Genomic DNA, 21,042 nt, shown 5'->3' with positions numbered 1-21,042 from the left:
TTCCCCCTTACCGCTGCCCCGGTGCCAAGCCCAGCCCCTGAAGGCGAAGACACAGTCGGCCGGATCACCCTACCTACTGGTGGGACGCTCCTACTTCCCTTTCACTGCTCGATCGAGAACGCCATCGGCAGTCGGGGAAGCGGTCGTGGATCCCAGGGCCTACGCGCACCAGTGCGATGCAAAATGCCGTCATATCCGAAAGGCGCTCCGCCTAACATCAGTGCATGACTGCGGAAGAAGCCGCGCAGCGGTGTCCGATGCCTGGCGCTCATCGGCGCCTGATGGACTGCCACGCTCAGTGGCACCGGCTGCACGAGGAGTACTTCGATCCGCACGGGTTCAGGATCATGCTGAATGCACTGGTCCCTAACCTCCGGAACGTGACATGGCTGCTGCAGAAACAGAAGAAGGAACTCGCAGGCTTCGACGACTGGTATTCGCGGTTCCAACAGCAGTCGGGCAGCAACCAGATCATGCGGTGGGTCGTCAAGTCCCGCAACCGCATCACGAAAGAAGCCGATCTGGAGCTGCACAGCGAGTTGCAGATCGTGTGGCAGCGGGACTGGCTGCAGCGTGTTCTGGGCACCTCAGCGAAGTTCCCGCCCAGGATGACGGTCCGCGAGATCCTGAACGACGTAGTACGCCGGTACCGACCCCCGGGCGGCACTGTGACCGTGCGGCGCCGCTGGGTGGATGCGGGGCTGCCCGAGTGGGAGCTGCTGGACGCGACGGGCGAGGTGTACGCGCAACTCGCGGCGCTGCTCGCGGAGGGGCACAAGGCAGCCGGTGTGCAGATATGCGACCTCTCGGTGCGTGACGAGGAATGCGTGACGGCGGACCTCAAGGCGTCAGGCACCATGCCGCATTGCATGCTTATCGCCATGGACGACCTGGAAGCCCACTTCGACGTGCTCAAGGGCGTTCAGATCGACTCCTACAACTTGACCATCGAACGCGATGAGGCCGGCACCAAGCGGGCGCACGAGCGCTACGGGAAGCGGCCCGAGCTGCACTCCGGCGACCCGATCGACGCCGTGCCCTGGCACATGGCCAACGCTCGGCTGCTGATGGAGAAGGACGGCTGCCACCAGACCTTCGCCTTCCTGTACCGAGGAGACAAGATCGTGCAGCTCGGCACTCTCGTCTTCGACAGCCAGGGCACGAAGATCCTCTCCTTCGAGAAGCTCGCGAACCAGGTGAAGGCAATGAAGGCCGACGGCATCGTCGTGACGTCGGAGTCATGGTTCGCCAAACCCACAGGCAAAGAGGAGGAACTGGGCACCCTGTTCTTCCCGGCACGTGACCGCCTGGACCGGCTGGAGGCGCTCACCGTCTACGCTGCGACCCGTGATGGCCGCCGGGCGGGACAGATGTCTATGGTCACTCGTGGCCCGAACGGGCAGACGACCTGCTCTGACCCGCAGGACGTCGAGTATGCGGTGGCTCACACCATCGCTCCCATTCTGAGAATGTGGGATGAGACAGGCCAGCCGACGATCTGACAAAGCCCGCTGCGCCAAGAGCCACGCCCGACTCGTGCGGGCGCTCCACGCCTGATTGGACCGCTTCACAGAACCCCTCCCGGCCACCCCATAGCTAAAGAGAGGGGGGAGCGGTCCACGACCCCAGGGCCTACACGCACTCCAGTGCGATGCCGCTGCTGCTCGGGCCCATGGCATCGCACCGGAGTGCCGATCCGACGCCCGCCCATCTCAACGTCACGTCACTCAGCACCGGTTGAACCGGAGCAGGAGGAACATCGCCCAGAATCTGCGGTACACCTTGCGGCATGAAGTTGAGCGACCTCAGCCCGCTGATGGCTCGCCGTGAAGACGGCGGCCTCAGCTACGACCGCTTCCGTGCCCACCCTGCACTGGCATCGCTGCACTGGCCGGACGACGTCCTCGAACAGTTCCTCTTCGACCACGGCGACAACGCCGCCTTCGTCTACGACTACGGCGGCATCGACTTGCGCGAGGTCAGGTGGCGGCTCGAGACGATCCCGGCCGCGGATTTCAACGAGATGCCGACCGGAGCGTCCGATGCCGGCTGTATCGAGATCTACGCCGAGAACCCGGTGCACTGGGTCAAAATTCGCCGCCCCGAGGTGGGCCGGCACTGGGAAGAGCACGGGACGTGGCTGCGCCCACCGATCCTGATTGCCCGACGGCTCTTGGACCCGTCCGACACAGGTCTGCAGGTGCTGGAGGGCAGAACACGCGTCGGCGTCCTACGAGGTCGCCTGCGCGAGGGACTGCACGTCGCGTCCCACCATCAGGCGTGGGTCGGACACCCTGCGACAGGCGGCGCGGCAGGTCGGTGGTCACCTGCTGGGCGACGGCGTCGTCCCTGGTCAGCTCCGTGACGACCCGGACCCTTTCGGCCGGGGTGATGTGCTCGGTGACCGCCGTCCGCTTCAGCAGGTCTGCGGCGACCTGTGCGGCGACCTCATCGTCCCGGGTCAGGTCGGCCACGGCTTGGACCTTCTCATCCACCGTGACCGGCCGGTCGATCCGCTGGCCGACGACCCGCGTCGCGCCGATCGTGCGGCTGAAGCCCTGCAGAGCCCTTCGCCGCGTAGGCGACCGCCCTTCACAATCACGCCCCATGCGGGTTCAGTCCCGGTCAGCACGCTGGCCGGGGCTTTCTCGTCTCAGTCGAAGATACCGAGGGCTGTGTCGGGCCAGCAGTCGCAGTCAGCGACCTGTGGTACGAGGGCGGTGCGGGTGACCGTACGGCCGCTGAGAGCGCTGCCCGGAGTCGTTGACCCGGTTGACCGACTCCGGGCGGCTGGGCATCCTCACGGACCGTCGAAGCGAGCACCGGTGGTCCGCAGTTGCTTCCGGTCCTGAAGCACCGAGGAACAACGCCGAATCATGGCCGACGCCCACGCCACGACCCTCAAGAACATGGGCAACTTCCTCGCCTGGGGGAAAGTGGCGGGGCGCTTCAGGCTGACGATGGGGCCCGCAGGTCACGGGCAGATAACGTAATTACTACATCAGGTCGTGATGCAAGTTCGCCGCCTAGAGCAGCCCGACGAGCTTCGCAGCGGCGAGCAGGCCAACCAGTGCGGCGCTGCATGCGACCCCCGCGCCCATCAAGAACACGAGGCGCAGCGTCCCGTCGCCACTTTGGAGTGCCTCGCGAATGATTCGCATCCAGCTTTTGCGCATCGAATTAATCCCTTCCCGCTTTGACAGAGTGTAGAATTGCTTAGGTTAACTAAATAAATTAAGCCCAAGCCGTGCCTCAGTTGGTCCTTTCACAGGGAGTTTCTCGCTAGAAGGCGCCTCTCGGTGGCAATTTGTTAGCTTGTTACCTATGTGTGACCAATGAGTAGGGTTGCTCCTCGCCGGGTCTTCACTGCCCGCCGACCATGGGCTCGGACGCTCACGCGGCGGACTTGTCGCTGGTGACCACGGCCGGGTAGCGGGATGACTCCCCGCAGGTCCAGGTCCTCCTGGGTCGTGTCCGCGTGCCCAGGCCCGGCCCGGGACGGTTGCGCACCCGGCCGGACAATGTGTGCGCCGACAAGGCGTACGGCTCCCGCGCGTATTGGACTTACCTACGCAGACACGGTCCGTAACCGCAAGAAGATCCTCGCCGCTACCGGCCACTCTGGGAATCCGACGGTCGCGTCGGCGCTCCCTCCCAGACCATCCCTCTGCCGGCCGACACCGCCCCGATCCGCCAGGCCCTCAACCACCCGGACCCGGCCCGGGCCGCCATCACCGCCCTGCTCGCCTTCCACGCTCTGCGCGCCGCCGAAATCCGCCACCTCACCCTGCACGACGCCCGCGACCTCGATTCGGACCGCCTGTACGTGCCCGGCCGCACGATCCGTCTCGGGGCACCGGTCCCGTGTACGCCTGGCCGCCTACCTCACCCACCGAGGCCAGCGCTGGCCGCGCACCGCCAACCCTCACCTCTTCGTCACCAGCCGCACTGCCCTGTCCACTGCGCCCGTCAGCCGGCCCTGGCTGTACCGGCAGTACCTCGCCTCCAGCGGCCTGCTGCGCGATGACCGCATCCTCGACGAAGTCCAGGCGGCCGACGGTGACGTGAAGATGATCTGCATGCTGTTCGGGCTGAGCGTGCAGGCCGCCTCCCGCTACACAGCGACCCGGTCCAACACGGCACCCCCATCGCTACGACTGTCGGCGCTTCCTTGAACAGCCCACGGCTGTCCGGGCCTTGAGGCACGGTTGGTTACATGGACAAAAGGATTTGGATCTTCACCGTGAGCGGCGAATGGCAGCAGGGGCAGGATCCGCTCGAACCACATCGACATCTGGACGACTGGGAAGCAGAGGCGAAGGCAGCGGGCTACTTGTCCTGGACCAGATTTCCGGAGCAGGACGCGACCCCTCTCGCGCTGGAGATCTACCGGGGGACGGACAGCGGGCCGGGGCCGATGTTCCTCGTCAACGTCTCTACCTCCTCGTTCTACGAGACGGTGTACGCCGAGAGTGTCCCGGCGTTGATGGAACTCCTGGCGCGCTGGACGCCGGTCGTCCAGGGAGCAGCCATCGGCCAGCTGGCGGGGGAGATCAACGTCAAGGACGTGATTCCTTCCATAAGCCGACGTGGGAGCGCCAGGTAGGCCTTGCTGTCCTGAACCCCCGGTGTGGCGGGGAGCGTCGCACTCCCCGCCACACCGCTCCCCGTGGCTTCGGGCAGCGCTCCCCACCCAGTACGGCAAGTTGTGATGCAGGTCACATGCTAGGGGGCAAACGGTTCGAGCTCGTCCGTGACTGGAACTGCTGCGGGACCACTGAAGGGGACGGCGAGGCGCAGCGAGTGGTCCGTAGCGAACGATTCGACTCCAGTGAGGACCACTCATGAAGAACCCCTGGCTGATTCCGGGGCAGCGCGCGAGTTACCTGGACGGCCTCTGCCCGATGGCGGACCTGCCGCAGGAGTCTCTGCCGCAGTGGGCGGTGATCAGGGACAACGAGCCCTCGTACCGCCGTCACGTCATCATCAAGATCGGCGAGTTCCACGAGGGCGATGTGTCGGACAAGGCCTTTACCGGCCTGCACCACAAACTTCAGAACGGGCCGGTGGAGTACGAGGTCTCCGACTATGCCTGGGCGACGTTCAACAATGCGGTGAAGAGCTTCTTCAGCAAGCTCGCCAAGCAGCGCGCCAGGGAGGTCCTCGTCGGGGATCATCACTGGGTCCTGGAAGAAGCGCCCCAGCCGGTAGCGGGCTATGTCGTCACGTTCGACGAGGACCCCGTCGAGACGACTGTGCAGAACAAGCTCGTCATCGACGCCTACCGCCGCTTGTTCGCCGACAAGTTGAAGCCCAGCGAGCTGGTCGCGCTCTCGCTCGTCACGTTCGACGGGTTCACCTCACCGCAGGCGGCCGAGCACCTCGGGATCTCGGACGGGGCTGTGCGCAACGCCGTCTGGAGGGCCGGCCGGAAGCTGCGGCCGCTGCGTGAGGAGCTCGGCCTCGCCTGAACAGCGTCAGGCACCCCTTCCCTCGGGTGCACGGCCTGTCCTGCACAGGCAGTCCGTGCACACCGAGGGTGGGCTGCGTGGCAGCAGCGCACTCCACACGCACACTCGGAACCCGTGAAGGAGTAGCAGGTGTCCAGTAGCAAGGACTGGGGCCTGGCGATGCGAACGATCGTCGGTCTAATCGGATACAGGATCTCCCGGATCTTGGATGTCATCCTCATTGCCATGGTGCCGCTGAAGCTTGCCCTGACCAGGGGCCGCTCTCGTACTGACCGGGAGCCGGCAGTTTGCCCGGCGCCCCTGAGGTTGGCCTGGGCGATGGCGGCCGTCGTCAATGCGACCCAGCCCACAAGGGGCGAAGTCCCCCGGCGGTAAGCACCACTCGGGCCGGGACTCTCGGGGGGAGCCTCGACCTTAGGAAGAACAACCGCCCAGCCTTTCGTAGATGTTGGTCGGAGAACACCGTCGGGCCGGGGTCCGGAGCAAACGCTTCGGGTCCCGTCCCGACTGGTGTCGGTACGGGAGCACACCGGGTGCACCCGTACCGACCGCCCGACACGGCTGCCGTACCACGGGCGGCGGGAACTGCGATCCGGAGGACCGGTTCCATGAAGAGCATGCCCTCTTACACCGCCCTGAGCGACGCTGAGCCGCACTGGGCGAGGGCGGCCCTCGACGAGCGCCTCGATGTCACCGAGATCGCGGTCACGATCTTCCGTGATGCGGTTCCGGAGTTTGTCGGCGGCCTCGCCGTCGTGATCGTGCTCGCCGTCGTCGGCTGGTATGTCAAGCGGCGGCGGAACACGCTGCGCCGGTACACCCTGCTCAACAGCGTGGACGCGGACGGGAACCCGGTCCTGCACGTCACGACCCGCCGCCCGGGCACCGTCGTCACCCGCGACGCCGGCCGCGGCCCGGAACGGTTCGAGCTCACCGACGTGGAGCTGCCCGACGGCACGTACGTTGCGGAGCCCATGGACCGCTACGTGTAGCGGCCCTCGCCGGGACCGCTACACGTAGCCGTCCCTGCCGCTCCTCAGATACGGAGAGGGCGTTCGCCACATGGCGGGCGCCCTCTCATCCCGCCCGGACCGAAGCCCGACGGACGCCCACATCGCTACGCCCACTCCACTCCCAGTTCCCGCAGCGCCTTCTTGTCCAGGAGCGGTATTTCTGATCAAAGGCGGGTGTTCTTGCCTGGGCTGATCAGTTTGGTGTGTGGCTGTGGTCAGGCGGCGCTGGCGCCCCGGTAGCTGAGGCAAGCGTGGGCGTTGGCGTGAGCTGGGGTTCTGATCTGCGAGTTTGTCAGGTAGCGGCCGTGGTGATCAGGTCGTGTCATCTGCACCGCGCGCGGTGCATTTCTGGTGATCGTTGGTATGCGTCGGTGCTTGGACGAGCCGCCTGCTTTTGGGGCCGGGGCATGGCCGGCGGGCTTGGGGCTGGGGCCAGTCGGTGTTCGGGTTGCGCCGGGGTGCGGGGCTTCGTTATGTGGAGGCGACGCGGCGTGGGCCTGGTGTACGTACGGCGGGCAGGTCGTTTCTGTCTTGGTCGCCGGTGAGTGCGTCGGCTGGCAGGCGACGGTAGTGGTGCAGCAGAGCGGCTACCTGCTCTGGCTCGGTGTCTGCGGCGGCGACGAGGGCGGCCAGGAGTTCTGCGCGGGAGGTGCGTTCACCGGCTGCCGCGGCTGCGCGGACCAGGATGTTCAGCCTGCGGTCGACATCCTCGGGCCAGAGAACCGAGGTCTGGCGTCGTCGCTGCTGGTGCAGCAACTCCATAGCTCTCCCTCGGTGACAGGCGACATATACCGAATATATATTGCCGCTCATGGTGACGCTGCTGCAAGACCGTCAGGTTCCTCCGCGAGACGGCTCGGTGCCGGCGCCGGTGCGGATAGGGGGGCGGGACCTGCGGCCGACGCCGGTGTTCGACACCTACTGGCGTTTCGCCTCGGCCCGGCAAGCTGTGTATGAGGCTCGTCTGGCCGGGCGGGCTCAGCCGTGGACTGATGATCCGATTCTGGCTGGGCACCGGTTCACTAACTGCTACCGCGCCGCCGACCGGGTCAGTCAGGCTGTGATCAGCGACGTGATCTATCAGGGGCCGCAGGAGTGGGAGGACGTGTTCTTCCGCACGCTGCTGTTCAAGATCTTCAACAAGAAGTCCACGTGGCAGCTGTTGTCCCGCGAGGTGGGGGAGGTGCGCTGGGAGACCTACGACTACCGGGTCTACGACGGGGTGCTGTCAGCCGCGTTCGCCAAGGGGGAGCGCTTGTATTCGGCCGCCTACATCGTGCCCCCGCCGCAGTTGGGGGAGGGGCGCAAGCACCGCAACCACTTGCGGCTGCTGGAGATGATGATGACCTCCGGCGCGCCCGAGCGTGTCGTTGGGGCGGCCACGATGCGCGAGGCCTACGAGGTGCTCCTCGGCTACCCGGCGCTCGGCCCGTTCCTCGCCTATCAGTTCGTCATCGATCTCAACTACGCGCCGCACCTTGGATTTTCGGAGATGGACTTCGTTGTGCCAGGCCCTGGTGCGCGTGATGGCATCCGCAAGTGCTTCGGTCCTGCCGCTGACGGCATCGAGGCCGACGTCATCCGCTACATGGCCGACTCCCAGCAGGAGCATTTCACCCGCCTGCGGCTGCCCTTCGCCGGGTTGAAGGGACGACGGCCCCTGCAGCTGATCGACTGCCAGAACCTGTTCTGCGAGGTCGACAAGTATGCGCGGGTGGCCCACCCGGACGTCGCCGGTATCAGTGGTCGTAGCCGTATCAAGCAGTCCTACCGGCAGGACGGGGCACCGCTGCGGGCCTGGTTCCCGCCCAAGTGGGGCCTGAATTAGACGTCGGGTGCTCGCTGTGTTGGATCAGGCGCCAAGGCCGAACAGCGGTGTGGTGAGGGAGTGTTGGAGGGCGCCGAGTTCGGACTTGGTGCAGTCCAGGCGGGCGCATCCGGCCATGACGGTCAGTGTTCCCGGTGTGAGCTGGGCGTGGCGGGCGACCCAGGCGCACAGGTGTCCCAGGGCGAGGTAGTTGCCGTAGGCGCGGTCGAACATGTAGTGGCTGCGGTAGTAGGCGGCCAGGTGCACGGTGTCGGTGGCGCTGTCGAGCTGGAAGGAGCAGTGGCTCAGGCAGGGGAAGTCCAGCGTCTGGGTGTCCAGGGCCGCGGCCCTGATCACGGCCTCGGTGCCCGCCGTGGTCTGCGGCGGTTCTTCATCCCAGTCTTCGTCGTCGTCCGTGACATGGTCGGTGCCGGCCTCGTAGACGGCGCTCCATTTCGCCGAGGAGCGCAGCTTGTCCAGGCGACGGATGATGCGGGCGAGCTGGTCGACCGGTTCCGGCTTCTCGGCGGTGCCCGGGTAGGCGATGAGCCGTCCGAAGTAGGTGCCGTGGGCGTTGCGCCTGACGTCGCGCAGCCGCGGATAGAAGGTGCGGTAGCGGTCGGTGAGTTCGTCGTGGGTGGTGCAGGTGGCGGCGAGCTGGGCGGGGAAGAGCGTGTTGACGACCGTGTCGATGGGGTAGAGCGGCGGCTTGGTGCGGGCAGAGCGCAGCCGGTCCAGTTCGGCGCGCAGATGTGGGTCTTCCCGCAGGGGATTGGCGATGCGCACCACGGTGTGGAAGGCCTTCTTGCCCGGTATCTCGGACAGGCGGGTGCAGGCTTCCAGCCATGCACGGGAGAGGTCCGGGGCGTCGACGGTGAACGTGTGCATCGGCTCGCTCCTTGATCGGAGGGTCGGTGGGCGCCGTGCGGTGGTACGGGCCGTCAGACCCAGAAGCGGTCGGCCCCTTCACGGCCAGGAGTACGCCGCAAGATCACGCGGAACACTTCAGCGCTGTCGGTGGTGGCCGTCACGGTGCTGTCCGCGGCCAGTTCCTGCGTCACCCACGCCGCGCGGCCCTGTTCCGGTGCGGGTACCGAGTCCAAGAACGAGAGCTGGCCGGCCGTGTCCGGCGGGGTGCTGGTCAAGCCTGCGGGCAACTGGTCGTAGCGCGCCCCCGGGACGGTGAGCAGCAGGCAGTCGCCAGCGGTCACATGCAGGGTGGCGGCGTGCGCGGCGGGCGTGAGTACGTGGATGTGCGCCTGCGGTCCGAGCGGCAGGCCACCGGCGAGTTCCGCCTTAAGGACGCCGGGGGAGTGCTTCAGCCACACGGCCTCGGTGGACCGGTCGATCATCTTCTGCCGCACCATATGGCGCACGGTGGTGGCGTACGGGGCGCCCAGCCAGCGGGCCATCCGGTACACGTCCAGCGGGGACTCGGGCCGCGCGAGGCCGCAGCGGGCCAGGGCGACGCGGGCGGCGGGGCGGGGCATCAGGAACCACGAGGCGAAGGCCTCGGCCGCCCGCTCATGCTGCGGCCATCCCTCGCCCCACCGGCCCGACGACTGCTCCTGGTGATCGATGCTGGTGCCGTGGCCCATGCGGTGGTGGCCCAGTTCGTGAGCGGCCGTGTGCCGCATGCTCACCTCCTCCAGACCGGTGTTGACCAGGCATCCCGGAACGCCCTGGCTGCCGTCGATGTACAGCCCCAGCAGGCCGCCCAGCTTCTGCCCCATGACCTCCACGCCTGCTCGGCGCAGCGCGCCGAACACGTCGACGTAGTCGTCGACGGCGACGGCGAGCGCCTCGTGAGCCTGCGCGGCCGCGATCATCGCGGCGCCGTGGGCAGCGTTCCAGCTCACGCACCGCCCTCCGAGCCATGAGGCGGGCGCAAACCGCCTGCCTCCTCTTCCTCCGCCTGGCGGCGGGCCTGCAGGTACTGGATGAACTTCGCCACCTCGATGCGGTCGCCCTCGCTCAGCGGCCGTGCGGTCCGCGGTAGCCCGGCGAGCGCGTGTTCCCCGGCGTCGGCTGCCTCCTCCTCGTCAAGGAAGTAGGACGCCGGCAGCCGGTACAAGCGGGCGAACTTCTGCAACTCCATCACCTCCACCTTGCGCACACCGCGCTCAATGTCGCTGACCGCCGAACGGACGATGCCGGTGCGCTCAGCGACCTGCTGCTGGGACAGTCCCAGGTACTCGCGGGTGGCCTTCAGCCGCTGACCCAGCCGGGTTCGCTGGTCGGTTTCGGTATCGATGGGGGACGGCGCCTTGCCATTCATTGCTCGTGCTCCTTCGCCTGCATGGTGTCGTACACGGTCTCGGCGAACGCCCACACCGAACGCAGGGAACGTCCAGCCTCGGCGTCGGCCGCGACGGAGACCTCGAAGTGCTGCTCGATGCGCGCCAGTATCTCCATGATCAGCACCGAGTCGACCGGCAAATCCTGTCCCCGGGCGGCCAGTTCCTCGTACACGTCCCGGCTTGGCCTGTCCTGGTGTTCAGCCAGGAAATCGATCACGATGTCCACGATCTCCTGGACGCTGTGCGACGGCATGCTCTGCTGCTGGCCCTTTCGCTCAACTCCGGGACAAGCGCCCCGGCCTGACCTACTGTAGAGCGATGTCGGAAAATCCGACAGACGTGTTGGAAGATCCTTCATGGGAGTGTGCGTGCACCTGGCCCGCTATCAGCAAGCAGCCCTCAAGACCCTGCAGCCCGCCGCCGAAGGCATCGACCCGGTCCTGATACCCCTGCTCGGACTCGTCGGGGAGACCGGCTCGGTGGCCACCACCTACAAAAAACGCCTGCGCGACGGCGCCGACGCCGGTCCGTCCAAACAGCAACTGCGCGAGGAGCTCGGCGACGTCCTGTGGTACACCGCCACCCTCGCCCACCGCCTCGGCCTCGATCTCGAGGACATCGCCGCCGCCAGCCTGGAGAAGACCAAAGACCGCTGGCGCGCCACCCCCGACGACCAACGCCCCCGCTTCGACGCCGACTACCCACCCCACGAACAACTGCCCCGCCACACCACCGTCACCTTCACCCCCACCCCAAGGTCCGACGGCCGCACCGCCATCACCCTCACCCGCGAAGACGGCACTCCGGCCGGCGACCCCCTCACCAGCGCCAGCCACATCGAGGACGACTACCGCTTCCACGACGCCTTCCACCTCGCCCACGCCGCCGTCCTGGGCTGGTCACCCGTCAGCCGCTTCCTCCTAGGCTGCAAACGCCGCAGCCGCCCCGGCATCGACGAAGCCGAAGACGGCGGCCGCGCCATCGCCATCGAGGAAGGCCTCAGCGCCCTGGTCTTCTCCTACGCCAGCCGCCACCACCACTTCGAAAACGTCCACCACGTCGACCACGAACTGCTCATCACCATCGACCACATGACCGCCCACCTCGAAGTCAGCGTGCTGCGCGCCGCCGACTGGGAGAAAGCCATCATGACCGGCTATGCCGCCTGGCGGCAGCTACGCAAGCATGGCGGCGGCCGCCTCCAGCTGGACCTCGACGCTCAGACACTGACCTTCATCGAGCCCTGAGCAGTAGACGTTCGGCAGATGGTCCGCTGGGCGCACCAGTTGAAGACAAGGAGCCGCTCGTTGTGCCAGGCAGCCCATGAAGACCAGGCCAGGCCTGGTCGGGCCTGCCCCGATCCGCGCTCCCACGTCACTACGCCTGGCAACGCGATCGGACGTAGTGGGCTGTGGAGGTCAGTTCGGACCACAGTGTGCTGCGCTCTGGCGTTCTTCCTGTCCGGCTTTGCTGAGATGGAGCATGCAGCGTCGGCGTACAGGGGCGTCGAACAGGGGGAATGCTGGCAGCGACCAGTCAGGCGGTCGCCTCGCAGCAAGTCTGTCGCTGTCCGGCGCCGTGCGATACGGGCGCTGAGGCAAAAAGCAAAATCTCATGCTGCGCGACATCGGAGCCCGTCACTGGCTACGTTCAACATCGACGGAGGGTCCGTCAGATACTCCTGAAGTGAGAGGGGTTGCGACGTGCGGCACAAGAAGCTGCTGTTGGCGTTGGTTGTCCTGGCTGCGGTGATTGTCGGGCTGTTGGCTGGGATCATCGAGTACGCCGACGAGGGGCAGCTGGTCGGGGCGGTCAAATACGGGGGATCGGCGTTCGGGGGCGCCATGGTGGTGGGCCTGATGACCGTCGCCTGGCTGAAGCCGTCATGACGATGCAGGATGAGGATCACGGCCTTCTTGCCTTCAGGCATGTGTGGCGTCGGCTCGACGCCCTCGCTGACCTCACTTCTCCGGCCATCGCCCACCAGTTTGCACTTCAGGTGATCTACCTGCGGTGCCGGTCGGCCTCGCTCTGGATGGGCCTTGTAAGGCACTCCGGGCAGGCGGAACCGGCCCTGAGCAAGGCGTGCGCGGGCCTAGGTCTCGACCGTGCCTTCAATCTGGGGACTGATAGCGCTGCCAAGACCCGCCAACTGTTCGGGGAAGCTGATCAGGCCCTCGCTGGTTTGATCGCGGAAGTCGACCGGCTGGAGAGCCCCAGCGGCCTGTTCGATGCGTGCCTCGACCGGTATTCGTCTCGATATGCAAAAGGGAGCGACTACTACACGCCGCAGAGCCTGGCTCGCCTGTTCGTCGGCCTGGCCGCGCCTCAAGCCGGGGAATGCGTCCTGGATCCGGTCTGCGGTTGTGGAAGGCTGCTGATTGCCGCCGCGCGGTGGGCGGGACAGGGAGCTGGAGTTGGTGAGTTGCGGCTCCACGGCAGAGACATCCGGCCCGAGGCACGCCGTGCAGCAGCAATGAACCTGACACTGAATGCGCTCACTCCGGACCTCGGAGTCAGCGCAGTGGACAGTCTGCGTCTGGGGCCCACTGGCCTGTCGGCCGATGTTGTCTTGGCCAACGTGCCCTTGAACATGAAGGAGTGGGGACATCAGGAGTTGACGGAAGACCCCCGCTGGAGCTTCGGCCTTCCCCCTAGGGGAAACGCCAACTTCGCCTGGGTCCAGCACATCCTGAGTGAACTCTCACCGCAAGGGCGGGCAGTTGTCTTGTTGCCGGACAGTGCAGCGAGGAGCACGAACGTTGCCGAGACGCGCATCCGTCAGGCCTTGGTGGAGAACGACCTGGTCGCCGGGGTGGTGTCGCTGCCCACCCGGCTCTTTCCGCACACCCGAACAGGTACGACGCTGTGGTTGTTCAGCAAGGATAAGAAGCCCCATGGCAGTTGGGGCCGGAGTTCCAGGGCCGGTGAAATCCTCTTTGTTGATGCGCGGAGGTTGGGCACCTCCACGGACCGATTGGGGCGTCATCTTAAGGATGAGCACATTGATCACCTCTGCCGCATCTTTGCGGCCTGGCGCGGCATTGGTTCTGCGAAGGGCGAAGACATACTCGAGGCGGTGAGCTGGTGCCGCGCGGCGCGTCAGGACGACATCGTGCAGCGCGGATACGACCTGAGCCCGAGCAGCTACGTCAATGCGCCGTCTGAAACAACGGAGCCAGCGCTCGGCGAGCAAGACGAGCGCCATCCGAGGGAAGTGCTCTACGAGCACTTCAGGCACGCTGCACGCATCAATCTCAAGCTACGGCGTGTGCTGGAAGTACAGCCGGCCGTGGCGGACCTGAAGAAGGCCCTGCCCGAGCGCGAAGCGGACAGTGCGCGACGGCGCCGCCAACCGCAGAGCGAACCGGGGACGCTGGGAGAGGAATGAACCGTACAGAAGAGGAGCGCAAGATCGAGGCCTCGAGGTGGCGCACCTACGAGTTGTGCAACGTGCCGGGAGTCGAATTTGTGGCGTACGGCGTCGTGCGACCGCAGCCCGACCCCGAGGGAGTACCCATGGTCCGGGCTGGCGACATCGTTGATGCGGCCGTGGACGAAACCAACCTCGCGCGCATCTCCCTAGACGTAAACCGCCGACACCCGCGCACCTCCCTTCAGGCCGGCGACCTCCTCGTCGTGCTGGTAGGTAGGGTCGGGGACACAGCAGTCGCCACTCGGCAACACCAAGGCTGGAACGTCGCCAGGTCGGTCGCCGTCATCCGGTTCACGCCGGACGGACTGGCCAATGGCATCAGCACATGGATCCGCTGGTGGCTGAGAACACCACAAACCCGCGGGCTTCTTCGCGCGCGCTCGGCGAACGCGGAGCACGCGACCCTGCCCCTGTCCGACCTCAAACAAGTGACCGTTTCGCTGCCGGCGACCCATCTGCGTGCACGGCTCCTGCACACTATGAGGCTCATAGAGCGGCGCATGGAGCTGAACACGCAGATCGCGGCGCGAGCAACAGAACTTGCGGACGCGTATTTCGCCCGCTACGCACAGGAAAACCGGCATGCCTACCAGCCAGGACTCACGATCGCCGATGTGGGCCGAGTAATCGGCGGATCTCCCATTGCCCGGTCAGCCGCTGGCGTCGTCGACGGCGCGGTATTGATCGCGTGGGTAGCGCCGAGAGAGGTCCTCAACAGCAGGTCGGTACAGCTGGACCGGACAGCGGAGACCAGCTGGGCATCTCCCGGCGCGGCATGTGATCCCGGGACGCTGCTGGTCGCGCCGCGCCCCGGCGAGGTGAAGACGGTGATGTCCACGATCTCCGTGATCCCCGGCCGCGGAACGCTGGCGATCCGTGCCGGTGGCGAGCCGGACCGGATGTGGCTGCTGCACGACCTGCGCTCCAGAAGCCAGGAGCTTGTCGCCGCGGCGCAAGGCGAACAAGCGCGTGCGATGAGCCGGAGGGCATTTTCCCGATTGCCCGTGTCATGGCCGTCCACGACGGTGCGGAAGCGGTTCGCCGAGATCGCGGCACCGCTCCATGACCGCGCCCACACCGCGTTGGCGGAGAATCGAGCGCTCGAAGGACTGGTCGCCTCTGAAATGGCCGGACGGATGGATGGGGAAAGGTAGGACCGTGCCCCCTCGCAGAAGGAAGCCAACGGCAACGCTGGACCTGTTCTGGACGGCCGCGGACAAACTACGCGGCGCCATGGACGCGTCGGAGTATAAGAGCACCATCCTTACACTGCTCTACCTGCGCTTCCTGTCCATTGAGTTCGAGCAGGCGCGGCAACAGCTCAATGAACAGGGCGTGGGCGACGCGGATGACCCCGTTGTTTACGCCGCGGAAGGCCTGCGATGGATTCCACCAGTCGCTCGGTGGGACACCCTCACTCAGCAGATCAAAGACTCCGACACCGACGCCGTCACGGTCTTGAACGAGGCCATCGTGGCGTTGATGCGCAGCAATCGCGACCTCACTGATGTCTTCCCCTCCGCCACCGGCCTCATCGGCCGTCTGGACCGCCAGCGAGTCATAGAACTCTTCGCGCTCTTCGGGGAAGACCTGGCCACCGCAGGAGGGCAGCGCGCTCCGCGAGACGTCATGGGCGAGCTATACGAGTACCTGAGCACGATGTACTACGAGCTCCTGCCCGAGTTTGCCCGGGTGGAAGGGAAGAAGGGCGGGGAATTTTACACACCACGGAGCGTCGCCCGGCTACTCGTCGAGATGCTCCAGCCTCAGCAGGGACGCGTATACGACCCGTGCTGCGGCTCCGGCGGACTTCTGGTGCAGGCCGCAAGGTTCGTGCAAGTACGTGGGGGACGATCAACCGTCGATCTCGCCTACTACGGCCAGGAAGTGAACCAGCACACCTGGCGGCTAGCACGGATGAACCTGGACATCCACGGAATGGTCCCGGCGGGACTCGGACGTGCCGACACCCTCAGCCACGACCTTCTGCCAACACTTACTGCCGACTTTGTCCTGGCTCATCCGCCTTTCAACATCTCCGACTGGGCACGCAACGAAGTCGACACCCGCTGGCAGTACGGAGTTCCGCCACGCCGTAACGCGAACTACGCCTGGCTCCAGCACATCGTTCACAAGCTCAGCGATCAGGGCAGCGCTGGGGTCGTACTGGCGAACGGGGCGATGTCGTCGAAATCGATGGGCGAGGACGAGATCCGCAAGGCCATGGTGGAAGACGACCTGGTCGCCTGCATCGTGGCGCTCCCCGCCCAGCTCTTTCGAACCACTCAGATTGCAGCGTGCGCCTGGTTTCTAACCAAGGACAAGTCGCCACAAGGCGCGCGCAGGCTGGCGGACCGGCGGGGCGAGACACTATTCATCGATGCGCGCGCGATGGGCGTGATGGTCGATCGTGCGCACCGCGTGCTGACGGACGATGACCTGAGGGCAATCGTGAGCACCTATCACGCCTGGCGCGGCCTTGACCCCAGCAGTGAGGATTACCGCGATGTGCCGGGATTCTGCCGCTCTGCAGCACTCGAGGAGATCCGAGAGCAACAGCACAACCTCACACCCAGCCGCTACGTGACCACGCGGGAACTAGCCCAGGACAGTAATAGCGGGCCGCTCCAGGACCGGGTCGATGTGCTGAGTCGAGAACTGCTCGGGCTCCTGTATCAGGCAGATCAAATAGAAGAGGAGATCCGCCAGCACCTTGATGTCTGGAGGTAACGGCCTTCAGCGGAGTCTCGGACGCTCGATCAGCGCGAGGACTCCGGTGTCGGTCTGGTCCCTTACCCGGTCCAGCAGGCTGATCACATGCTGGGCGTACTGCCCGTGTCCGAGCAAGGCCTACGGCGCGGGTCCGGGCCGGGTGCTGACGTACCGCACGGCCTGCACGCGGCAGGGGCATGACCACAGCCCTGCCGCACGGCCTTGCCCTCCCGTTTCGGAATTACGTGGTGACGGCCCGGTGACCCCGTTTAGCGTGATCTAGCTGACGGTCGTCAGCAGCATGTGCGAACACTCTGGAGTACCGATGGCTCTGCCGACCCGGCTCACCGCCGCCCTGGGACGACACCCCGATCACCTCACCGAGGACGATCTGCAGCGCGCGGTCGACAGCCAGATACCCGAGAGCGTTGACCTCGACTGGAAGAAAGACTTCTACCAGGGCACCGACGCGGGGAAGAAGGAGCTCGCCAAGGACGTGTCCGCCATGGCCAACACCGCCGGCGGCATGGTTGTCGTCGGCGTCGACGACGGTAAGAAGGATCACGCACACGACCTGGCCCCCTCCGAGCCGGTCCCAGGCCGCGGCGAGGAGTGGATCCGCTCAGTACTCGCCAACTGGATCCAGCCCGTGGTCCCCAACGTGGGGGTGCGACCGTTGAAGTCCACTGTCCACGAGGGCAAGATCTACTGGGTGCTCACCGTGCCTTCGAGCACCCAGGCCCCGCACGCGGTCGCGGCTCCGGGTAACGACTACAACTTCCGCGTCCACGTCCGGCACGGCACCACGACCCGCACCCTCGCGGAATCCGAGATCGCCCAGCGCTACCGTGACCGCTTCCAGGCAGCCTCCGACGATGTCGACCGCCTGCGACAAGTCGCCGACGCAGGCGGTGGCTACCTGTCGGACTATCTGACCAGAACCGTGGACGACGGCAGGGCTCCGGTGACCTACTACCCGGGGTGGGTCAGCCTTGCCGCAGTTCCGGCCGTACGCGGCACCTATCCCTTGACCACCCGGGCCGATCGCGACGCTGCCTTCAACCGCTTCCACGACCTCGCCTGTCACGCCGTGACGCTCAACGCGCGGCCCCACCACCCCCCGCTGGTAGGCCGTCGGCAAGTCCGCTTCGAGGGCCTCCCCACCGGCCAACTCCATCAAGACGGCAGCTTCTATGCCGCACAGACCATCAGCCTCCACAACGATCAGCGCGACGCTGACGGCCCCCAACAGATGTCCCAGCGCGCATTCGAACTCGACCTCGTCACCCTGGTGCAAGCAGCCGCAGCCTGGGCAGCAGAGACCGGAGCGGCCGGCGACCTGATGCTGTCAGCTGCACTGCACCGCTACGACGGCAGTGACAAGCTCGTCCGACTGGTCGTGAACGAAAGTGCCTTCCAACGCGGCCCGGTGCTACCGCTCCCCGCCACTCCTGCGCAGACCACAGGCGACCTCGCCGCCATCGTCACCGACAAACGGGAAGCCGTTGTCGTGGCCTGCGCTCTCGCATCGGACCTGTTGGCCGACATGGGAGCCCATCAGCCGCACATCCTGACCCCTGAAGGGGACATCCTGACGGACCGACTCAACGACGGATTCCGCCACCAGCTCACAGGCTGGGAGTCGTAGCGCGGCTGGACCGAAGCGAGCGTGGCTGTGAGCGCCCATGCGGTCACGTGGGTTCGGGGGGCCACATGTGGTTGATGGCCCAGGCGGCCGGTGCCCATTCGGCTGGGATATTCCGGTCATAGGCCTCGTCGGACGTGAGTACATATGCGGGAAAGATGTCGGGATCCTCGTACGGGACCCGGAGAGCATCCCACTCGCAGCGCACTTCGAGGGTGGCCGACCACTCTTCTTTCGACAAGGTGAATGTGGCTGTCCAATGAGGATCTCCACCGCCGTGCTCCACTTCCAGAGCGAGGTCGAAGCCGTTGGAGAACGTTGCGGAGCCGGTACCGTCGGCCATCAGTTCCAGATCTTCCTCAGCGCCCGGGATCAGCCTGAGGGTGTCGATGAGCTCGAAGAGCGCATCCGACGGGTCGCTGTAGGCGTGGTTATCGGCTCGGGACGCCGCGGCCTGACCAGTCTCGGACCGGGCACGGACGACCGCGCCGCCATTGAGGGTGAAGCTGAGCACGTCCCGCACAAGGATCTGCGGAAGGTTCGATGAGTGGGCCAGCAGGGTTCCGTCCTCGTCGATCCGCCAGCCGCTGTACTCGGCATCGACCAAGAGGAACACCTGCGCGGTGGCCAGTCCTCTACGGCTGATCTTCACCTCGTTGATACCCACGACGGCACTGATATCGCCAAGCTCCACATCGCGGATCTGGTCGTCATCCCAATCATCGACAAGATCGGTTAGAACTCCCACCTGGCCCAAAGTCAGGTCCTCACCCGGAGTGCGCCCCGCCTTCAGCGGCTGACCCACCACGCCCTGGAGGAACCGTACCAAGGCGTCCTTGGTCTCGTCGCTCGGAGCCTCCAGGACGAAGAGCGTTCCCTGAAGCGCGTGCAAAGGCACCATGTGCGGCTTCGGCAAGCTCCAGCCCCTGAAGGCGTCGTAGACATCTGCGTCCGTACCCACGATCACGAAGGAGTCGATGTCGTTATCGGCGGCCCGCAGCACCTGCCTGATCCACGCGCTGTCGGCGGCACCCGTCTTGACGTCACTCTTCTTGTTGGCGGGCGGGCGTATCTGCACCTGGTCACGGAGCGCCTCCACTGCCAGATCACCGTCGAGGGCGATGATCCGGACGGACGGAGCAAGGCTTCGAACAGATGCGTCCACGGCGGCCATCACCTCCGCACGCGAGGAGTACGGATCGTAGGAGGGAATCCTCAGCCCAGCCGCTTGCATGGACTTCCTGGCTCGGTTCGTACTCGCCCGCCAAGCCTCCCATGATGCGGCGGCGTGTTCCGCGAGTTCCCACAGCACCGGCTCCGGCACCCAGACCTCGAACCCATCTTCCAAGGCTCGCTGCCCCCACTCCCGCAGAAGGTCCAAGTCGAGCCCGCCGCGGGGAAAGGAGTTCGTATCGAAGATGATCGCCCGCAGACCGTGACGGACCGACTCGGGAAGCGGTGGGTGTGTGCGGGAAGCCATGGGCCAGAAGATATCCGAGCAGGTTACGGGGAGTGCCCCGGGATCCCAGTGCTTACACGCACTCACAGGCCAGTCGGCAAGACGAAGGCCCCGGACCTGAAGGCCGGGGCCTCGGCGCCGGTCCGGCTCAGCTAGGGCCTGTGTGATGTCGTGATCAGCTGGTGGGTTCTGCCCCCTTCGGACAGTGGAATCCGGTAGGACGTTGGTTGTGACTCGTAGGCAACTCACCGACGATCAGTGGAAGTTCATTGAGCCGTACCTGCCGATCGGTGAGTACGGTCCCTATCCCGAGCGGCTGCGAGAGCAGTTCGAGGGAGTGATCTGGCGGTTTCGGTCCAGTGGCCAGTGGCGGGAGATGCCTGCCGAGTTCGGGCCGTGGGCCACCGTCTATGGGCGTTTTCGGGTCTGGCGCAACGCCGGTGTCTTCTCCGCTCTGCTGGAAGGCCTGATCGCTGCGGCAGCCCGCATGGACCGGATGGATCTGTCGCTGGTCAGCGTGGACTCCACCACCGTGCGTGCCCACCACGACGCTGCGGGGATGCGGGTAGGTGATGACCTCATGGAGGTGCTGGAGGAGGCCGCGCGGGAGCAGGAGCAGGCCCGGCAAAAGGGGGCGGTTCGCAGGAACAGAACGGACAGGCCGGGCGGCGGCGCATCCGACGCCGGCTCCGCCTGAAGCAGGCCCTGCTCGGCAGGTCTCGGGGCGGCCTGACCAGCAAAATCCATCTCGTCTCGGACCGCAGATGCCGCCCGCTCGTGCTCGTCCTGACCGCGGGGCAGGCGGCCGACAGTCCGCAGTTCATCCCCGTCCTGCAAGGGGTGCGAATCCGGCTGCCCGTCGGCCGTCCCCGCACCAGGCCCGGTGCGGTCGCTGGGGACAAGGCCTATTCATCCCGCGGAAACCGCGCCTACCTGCGCAGACGCAACATCAAAGCGGTGATTCCCGAGAAGAAGGACCAGGCCGCCAATCGGAAGAAGAAGGGCGCCAGAGGCGGCCGGCCCGTCAGCCACGACGTCGATCTCTATAAGGAACGCAACACCGTCGAGCGCCTGATCAACAAGCTGAAGGCCTGGCGGGGCATCGGTGAGGTCGACTCGGGGCGCCCTGCTGGTGTTTCCATCAGTGGGTTTCCCCGAGCCGCCTCCCGAACCCGGCGTGCCCGTCTCCGGGCACCGGG

At 66.1% G+C, this 21,042-nt stretch carries 19 protein-coding genes and 3 pseudogenes; 14 read left to right on the top strand and 8 right to left on the bottom strand.

What is annotated here, in order from left to right:
- Positions 1-224: 224 nt before the first annotated feature.
- Complete coding sequence (locus ABZ915_RS47445; protein WP_361817331.1) at positions 225-1,502, top strand: hypothetical protein; 1,278 nt, start codon at positions 225-227, stop codon at positions 1,500-1,502.
- Between the two features lie 287 nt (positions 1,503-1,789).
- A complete protein-coding gene (locus ABZ915_RS47440; protein WP_361817328.1) occupies positions 1,790-2,365 on the top strand; it encodes a hypothetical protein in 576 nt (191 codons plus the stop codon).
- Here the strand turns inward: ABZ915_RS47440 and ABZ915_RS47435 are convergent.
- Positions 2,304-2,609 (bottom strand): annotated as a pseudogene (locus ABZ915_RS47435) (DUF6192 family protein); the annotation flags it as partial. The gene ABZ915_RS47440 and the pseudogene ABZ915_RS47435 sit on opposite strands and share 62 nt — an antisense overlap.
- A 417-nt stretch (positions 2,610-3,026) precedes the next feature.
- A complete protein-coding gene (locus ABZ915_RS47430; protein ID WP_361817325.1) occupies positions 3,027-3,176 on the bottom strand; it encodes a hypothetical protein in 150 nt (49 codons plus the stop codon).
- A gap of 263 nt (positions 3,177-3,439) precedes the next feature.
- On the opposite strand from ABZ915_RS47430, the pseudogene ABZ915_RS47425 reads away from it, so the two are divergent.
- The 4 genes and pseudogenes from ABZ915_RS47425 to ABZ915_RS47410 form a co-directional block, all read left to right on the top strand.
- Positions 3,440-3,577 (top strand): annotated as a pseudogene (locus tag ABZ915_RS47425) (IS5/IS1182 family transposase); the annotation flags it as partial.
- A 639-nt stretch (positions 3,578-4,216) separates the two neighbouring features.
- A complete protein-coding gene (locus tag ABZ915_RS47420; protein WP_361817322.1) occupies positions 4,217-4,606 on the top strand; it encodes a hypothetical protein in 390 nt (129 codons plus the stop codon).
- A 238-nt stretch (positions 4,607-4,844) separates the two neighbouring features.
- On the top strand, positions 4,845-5,471 hold the full coding sequence (locus tag ABZ915_RS47415) for a sigma-70 family RNA polymerase sigma factor (protein ID WP_361817320.1): 627 nt from the start codon (positions 4,845-4,847) through the stop codon (positions 5,469-5,471).
- Positions 5,472-6,088: 617 nt separating this feature from the next.
- Positions 6,089-6,463: a hypothetical protein gene (locus tag ABZ915_RS47410; RefSeq protein ID WP_361817318.1), complete on the top strand. Its 375-nt coding sequence runs from the start codon at positions 6,089-6,091 to the stop codon at positions 6,461-6,463.
- A gap of 492 nt (positions 6,464-6,955) precedes the next feature.
- Here ABZ915_RS47410 and ABZ915_RS47405 read toward each other — a convergent pair whose 3' ends face one another.
- Positions 6,956-7,246 carry a hypothetical protein gene (locus tag ABZ915_RS47405; protein WP_361817315.1) on the bottom strand — a complete coding sequence of 97 codons (291 nt, stop codon included), beginning with the start codon at positions 7,244-7,246 and terminating at the stop codon, positions 6,956-6,958.
- A 49-nt stretch (positions 7,247-7,295) separates the two neighbouring features.
- On the opposite strand from ABZ915_RS47405, the gene ABZ915_RS47400 reads away from it, so the two are divergent.
- Complete coding sequence (locus tag ABZ915_RS47400; protein ID WP_361817312.1) at positions 7,296-8,312, top strand: nucleotide kinase domain-containing protein; 1,017 nt, start codon at positions 7,296-7,298, stop codon at positions 8,310-8,312.
- Between the two features lie 24 nt (positions 8,313-8,336).
- On the opposite strand, the gene ABZ915_RS47395 is transcribed toward ABZ915_RS47400, so the two are convergent.
- The 4 genes from ABZ915_RS47395 to ABZ915_RS47380 are packed head-to-tail and all read right to left on the bottom strand — an operon-like array spanning position 8,337 to position 10,817.
- Positions 8,337-9,179 (bottom strand): hypothetical protein, encoded by an 843-nt coding sequence (locus tag ABZ915_RS47395; RefSeq protein WP_361817309.1) that lies wholly within the window; start codon positions 9,177-9,179, stop codon positions 8,337-8,339.
- Between the two features lie 53 nt (positions 9,180-9,232).
- The gene (locus tag ABZ915_RS47390) at positions 9,233-10,150 is read right to left on the bottom strand and encodes an ImmA/IrrE family metallo-endopeptidase (protein WP_361817307.1); all 918 of its coding nucleotides are present in this window, start codon (positions 10,148-10,150) and stop codon (positions 9,233-9,235) included.
- Positions 10,147-10,569, bottom strand: coding sequence for a helix-turn-helix domain-containing protein (locus ABZ915_RS47385; RefSeq protein ID WP_361817305.1), 423 nt, complete (start codon positions 10,567-10,569; stop codon positions 10,147-10,149). The genes ABZ915_RS47390 and ABZ915_RS47385 overlap by 4 nt, the downstream gene beginning before the upstream one ends.
- A complete protein-coding gene (locus ABZ915_RS47380; protein ID WP_361817303.1) occupies positions 10,566-10,817 on the bottom strand; it encodes a phosphopantetheine-binding protein in 252 nt (83 codons plus the stop codon). Before ABZ915_RS47380 ends, ABZ915_RS47385 begins: the two co-directional genes overlap by 4 nt.
- 130 nt (positions 10,818-10,947) lie before the next feature.
- Here ABZ915_RS47380 and ABZ915_RS47375 point away from each other — a divergent pair, with 130 nt between their 5' ends.
- From ABZ915_RS47375 to ABZ915_RS47350, 6 genes are all read left to right on the top strand, one after another.
- Positions 10,948-11,838 carry a nucleoside triphosphate pyrophosphohydrolase family protein gene (locus ABZ915_RS47375; RefSeq protein ID WP_361817301.1) on the top strand — a complete coding sequence of 297 codons (891 nt, stop codon included), beginning with the start codon at positions 10,948-10,950 and terminating at the stop codon, positions 11,836-11,838.
- A 456-nt stretch (positions 11,839-12,294) separates the two neighbouring features.
- Positions 12,295-12,480 carry a hypothetical protein gene (locus tag ABZ915_RS47370; RefSeq protein WP_361817299.1) on the top strand — a complete coding sequence of 62 codons (186 nt, stop codon included), beginning with the start codon at positions 12,295-12,297 and terminating at the stop codon, positions 12,478-12,480.
- Positions 12,477-13,982: an N-6 DNA methylase gene (locus tag ABZ915_RS47365; RefSeq protein ID WP_361817297.1), complete on the top strand. Its 1,506-nt coding sequence runs from the start codon at positions 12,477-12,479 to the stop codon at positions 13,980-13,982. Before ABZ915_RS47370 ends, ABZ915_RS47365 begins: the two co-directional genes overlap by 4 nt.
- Positions 13,979-15,181, top strand: coding sequence for a hypothetical protein (locus tag ABZ915_RS47360; protein ID WP_361817295.1), 1,203 nt, complete (start codon positions 13,979-13,981; stop codon positions 15,179-15,181). Before ABZ915_RS47365 ends, ABZ915_RS47360 begins: the two co-directional genes overlap by 4 nt.
- Positions 15,090-16,757 carry a class I SAM-dependent DNA methyltransferase gene (locus tag ABZ915_RS47355; RefSeq protein ID WP_361817293.1) on the top strand — a complete coding sequence of 556 codons (1,668 nt, stop codon included), beginning with the start codon at positions 15,090-15,092 and terminating at the stop codon, positions 16,755-16,757. The genes ABZ915_RS47360 and ABZ915_RS47355 overlap by 92 nt, the downstream gene beginning before the upstream one ends.
- A gap of 307 nt (positions 16,758-17,064) precedes the next feature.
- Entirely contained in the window at positions 17,065-18,387 is a 1,323-nt protein-coding gene (locus ABZ915_RS47350) for an ATP-binding protein (RefSeq protein ID WP_361817291.1), read from the top strand.
- A 43-nt stretch (positions 18,388-18,430) separates the two neighbouring features.
- Here ABZ915_RS47350 and ABZ915_RS47345 read toward each other — a convergent pair whose 3' ends face one another.
- Positions 18,431-19,864 carry a hypothetical protein gene (locus ABZ915_RS47345; RefSeq protein WP_361817289.1) on the bottom strand — a complete coding sequence of 478 codons (1,434 nt, stop codon included), beginning with the start codon at positions 19,862-19,864 and terminating at the stop codon, positions 18,431-18,433.
- A 208-nt stretch (positions 19,865-20,072) separates the two neighbouring features.
- Between ABZ915_RS47345 and ABZ915_RS47340 the strand changes: the two are divergent.
- Positions 20,073-20,947, top strand: a pseudogene (locus tag ABZ915_RS47340) (IS5 family transposase); the annotation flags it as partial.
- Positions 20,948-21,042: the final 95 nt, after the last annotated feature.

Source organism: Streptomyces sp. NPDC046915, assembly GCF_040644935.1.
Taxonomy (GTDB): domain Bacteria; phylum Actinomycetota; class Actinomycetes; order Streptomycetales; family Streptomycetaceae; genus Streptomyces.
This window is presented reverse-complemented; position numbering and strand designations above follow the sequence as displayed.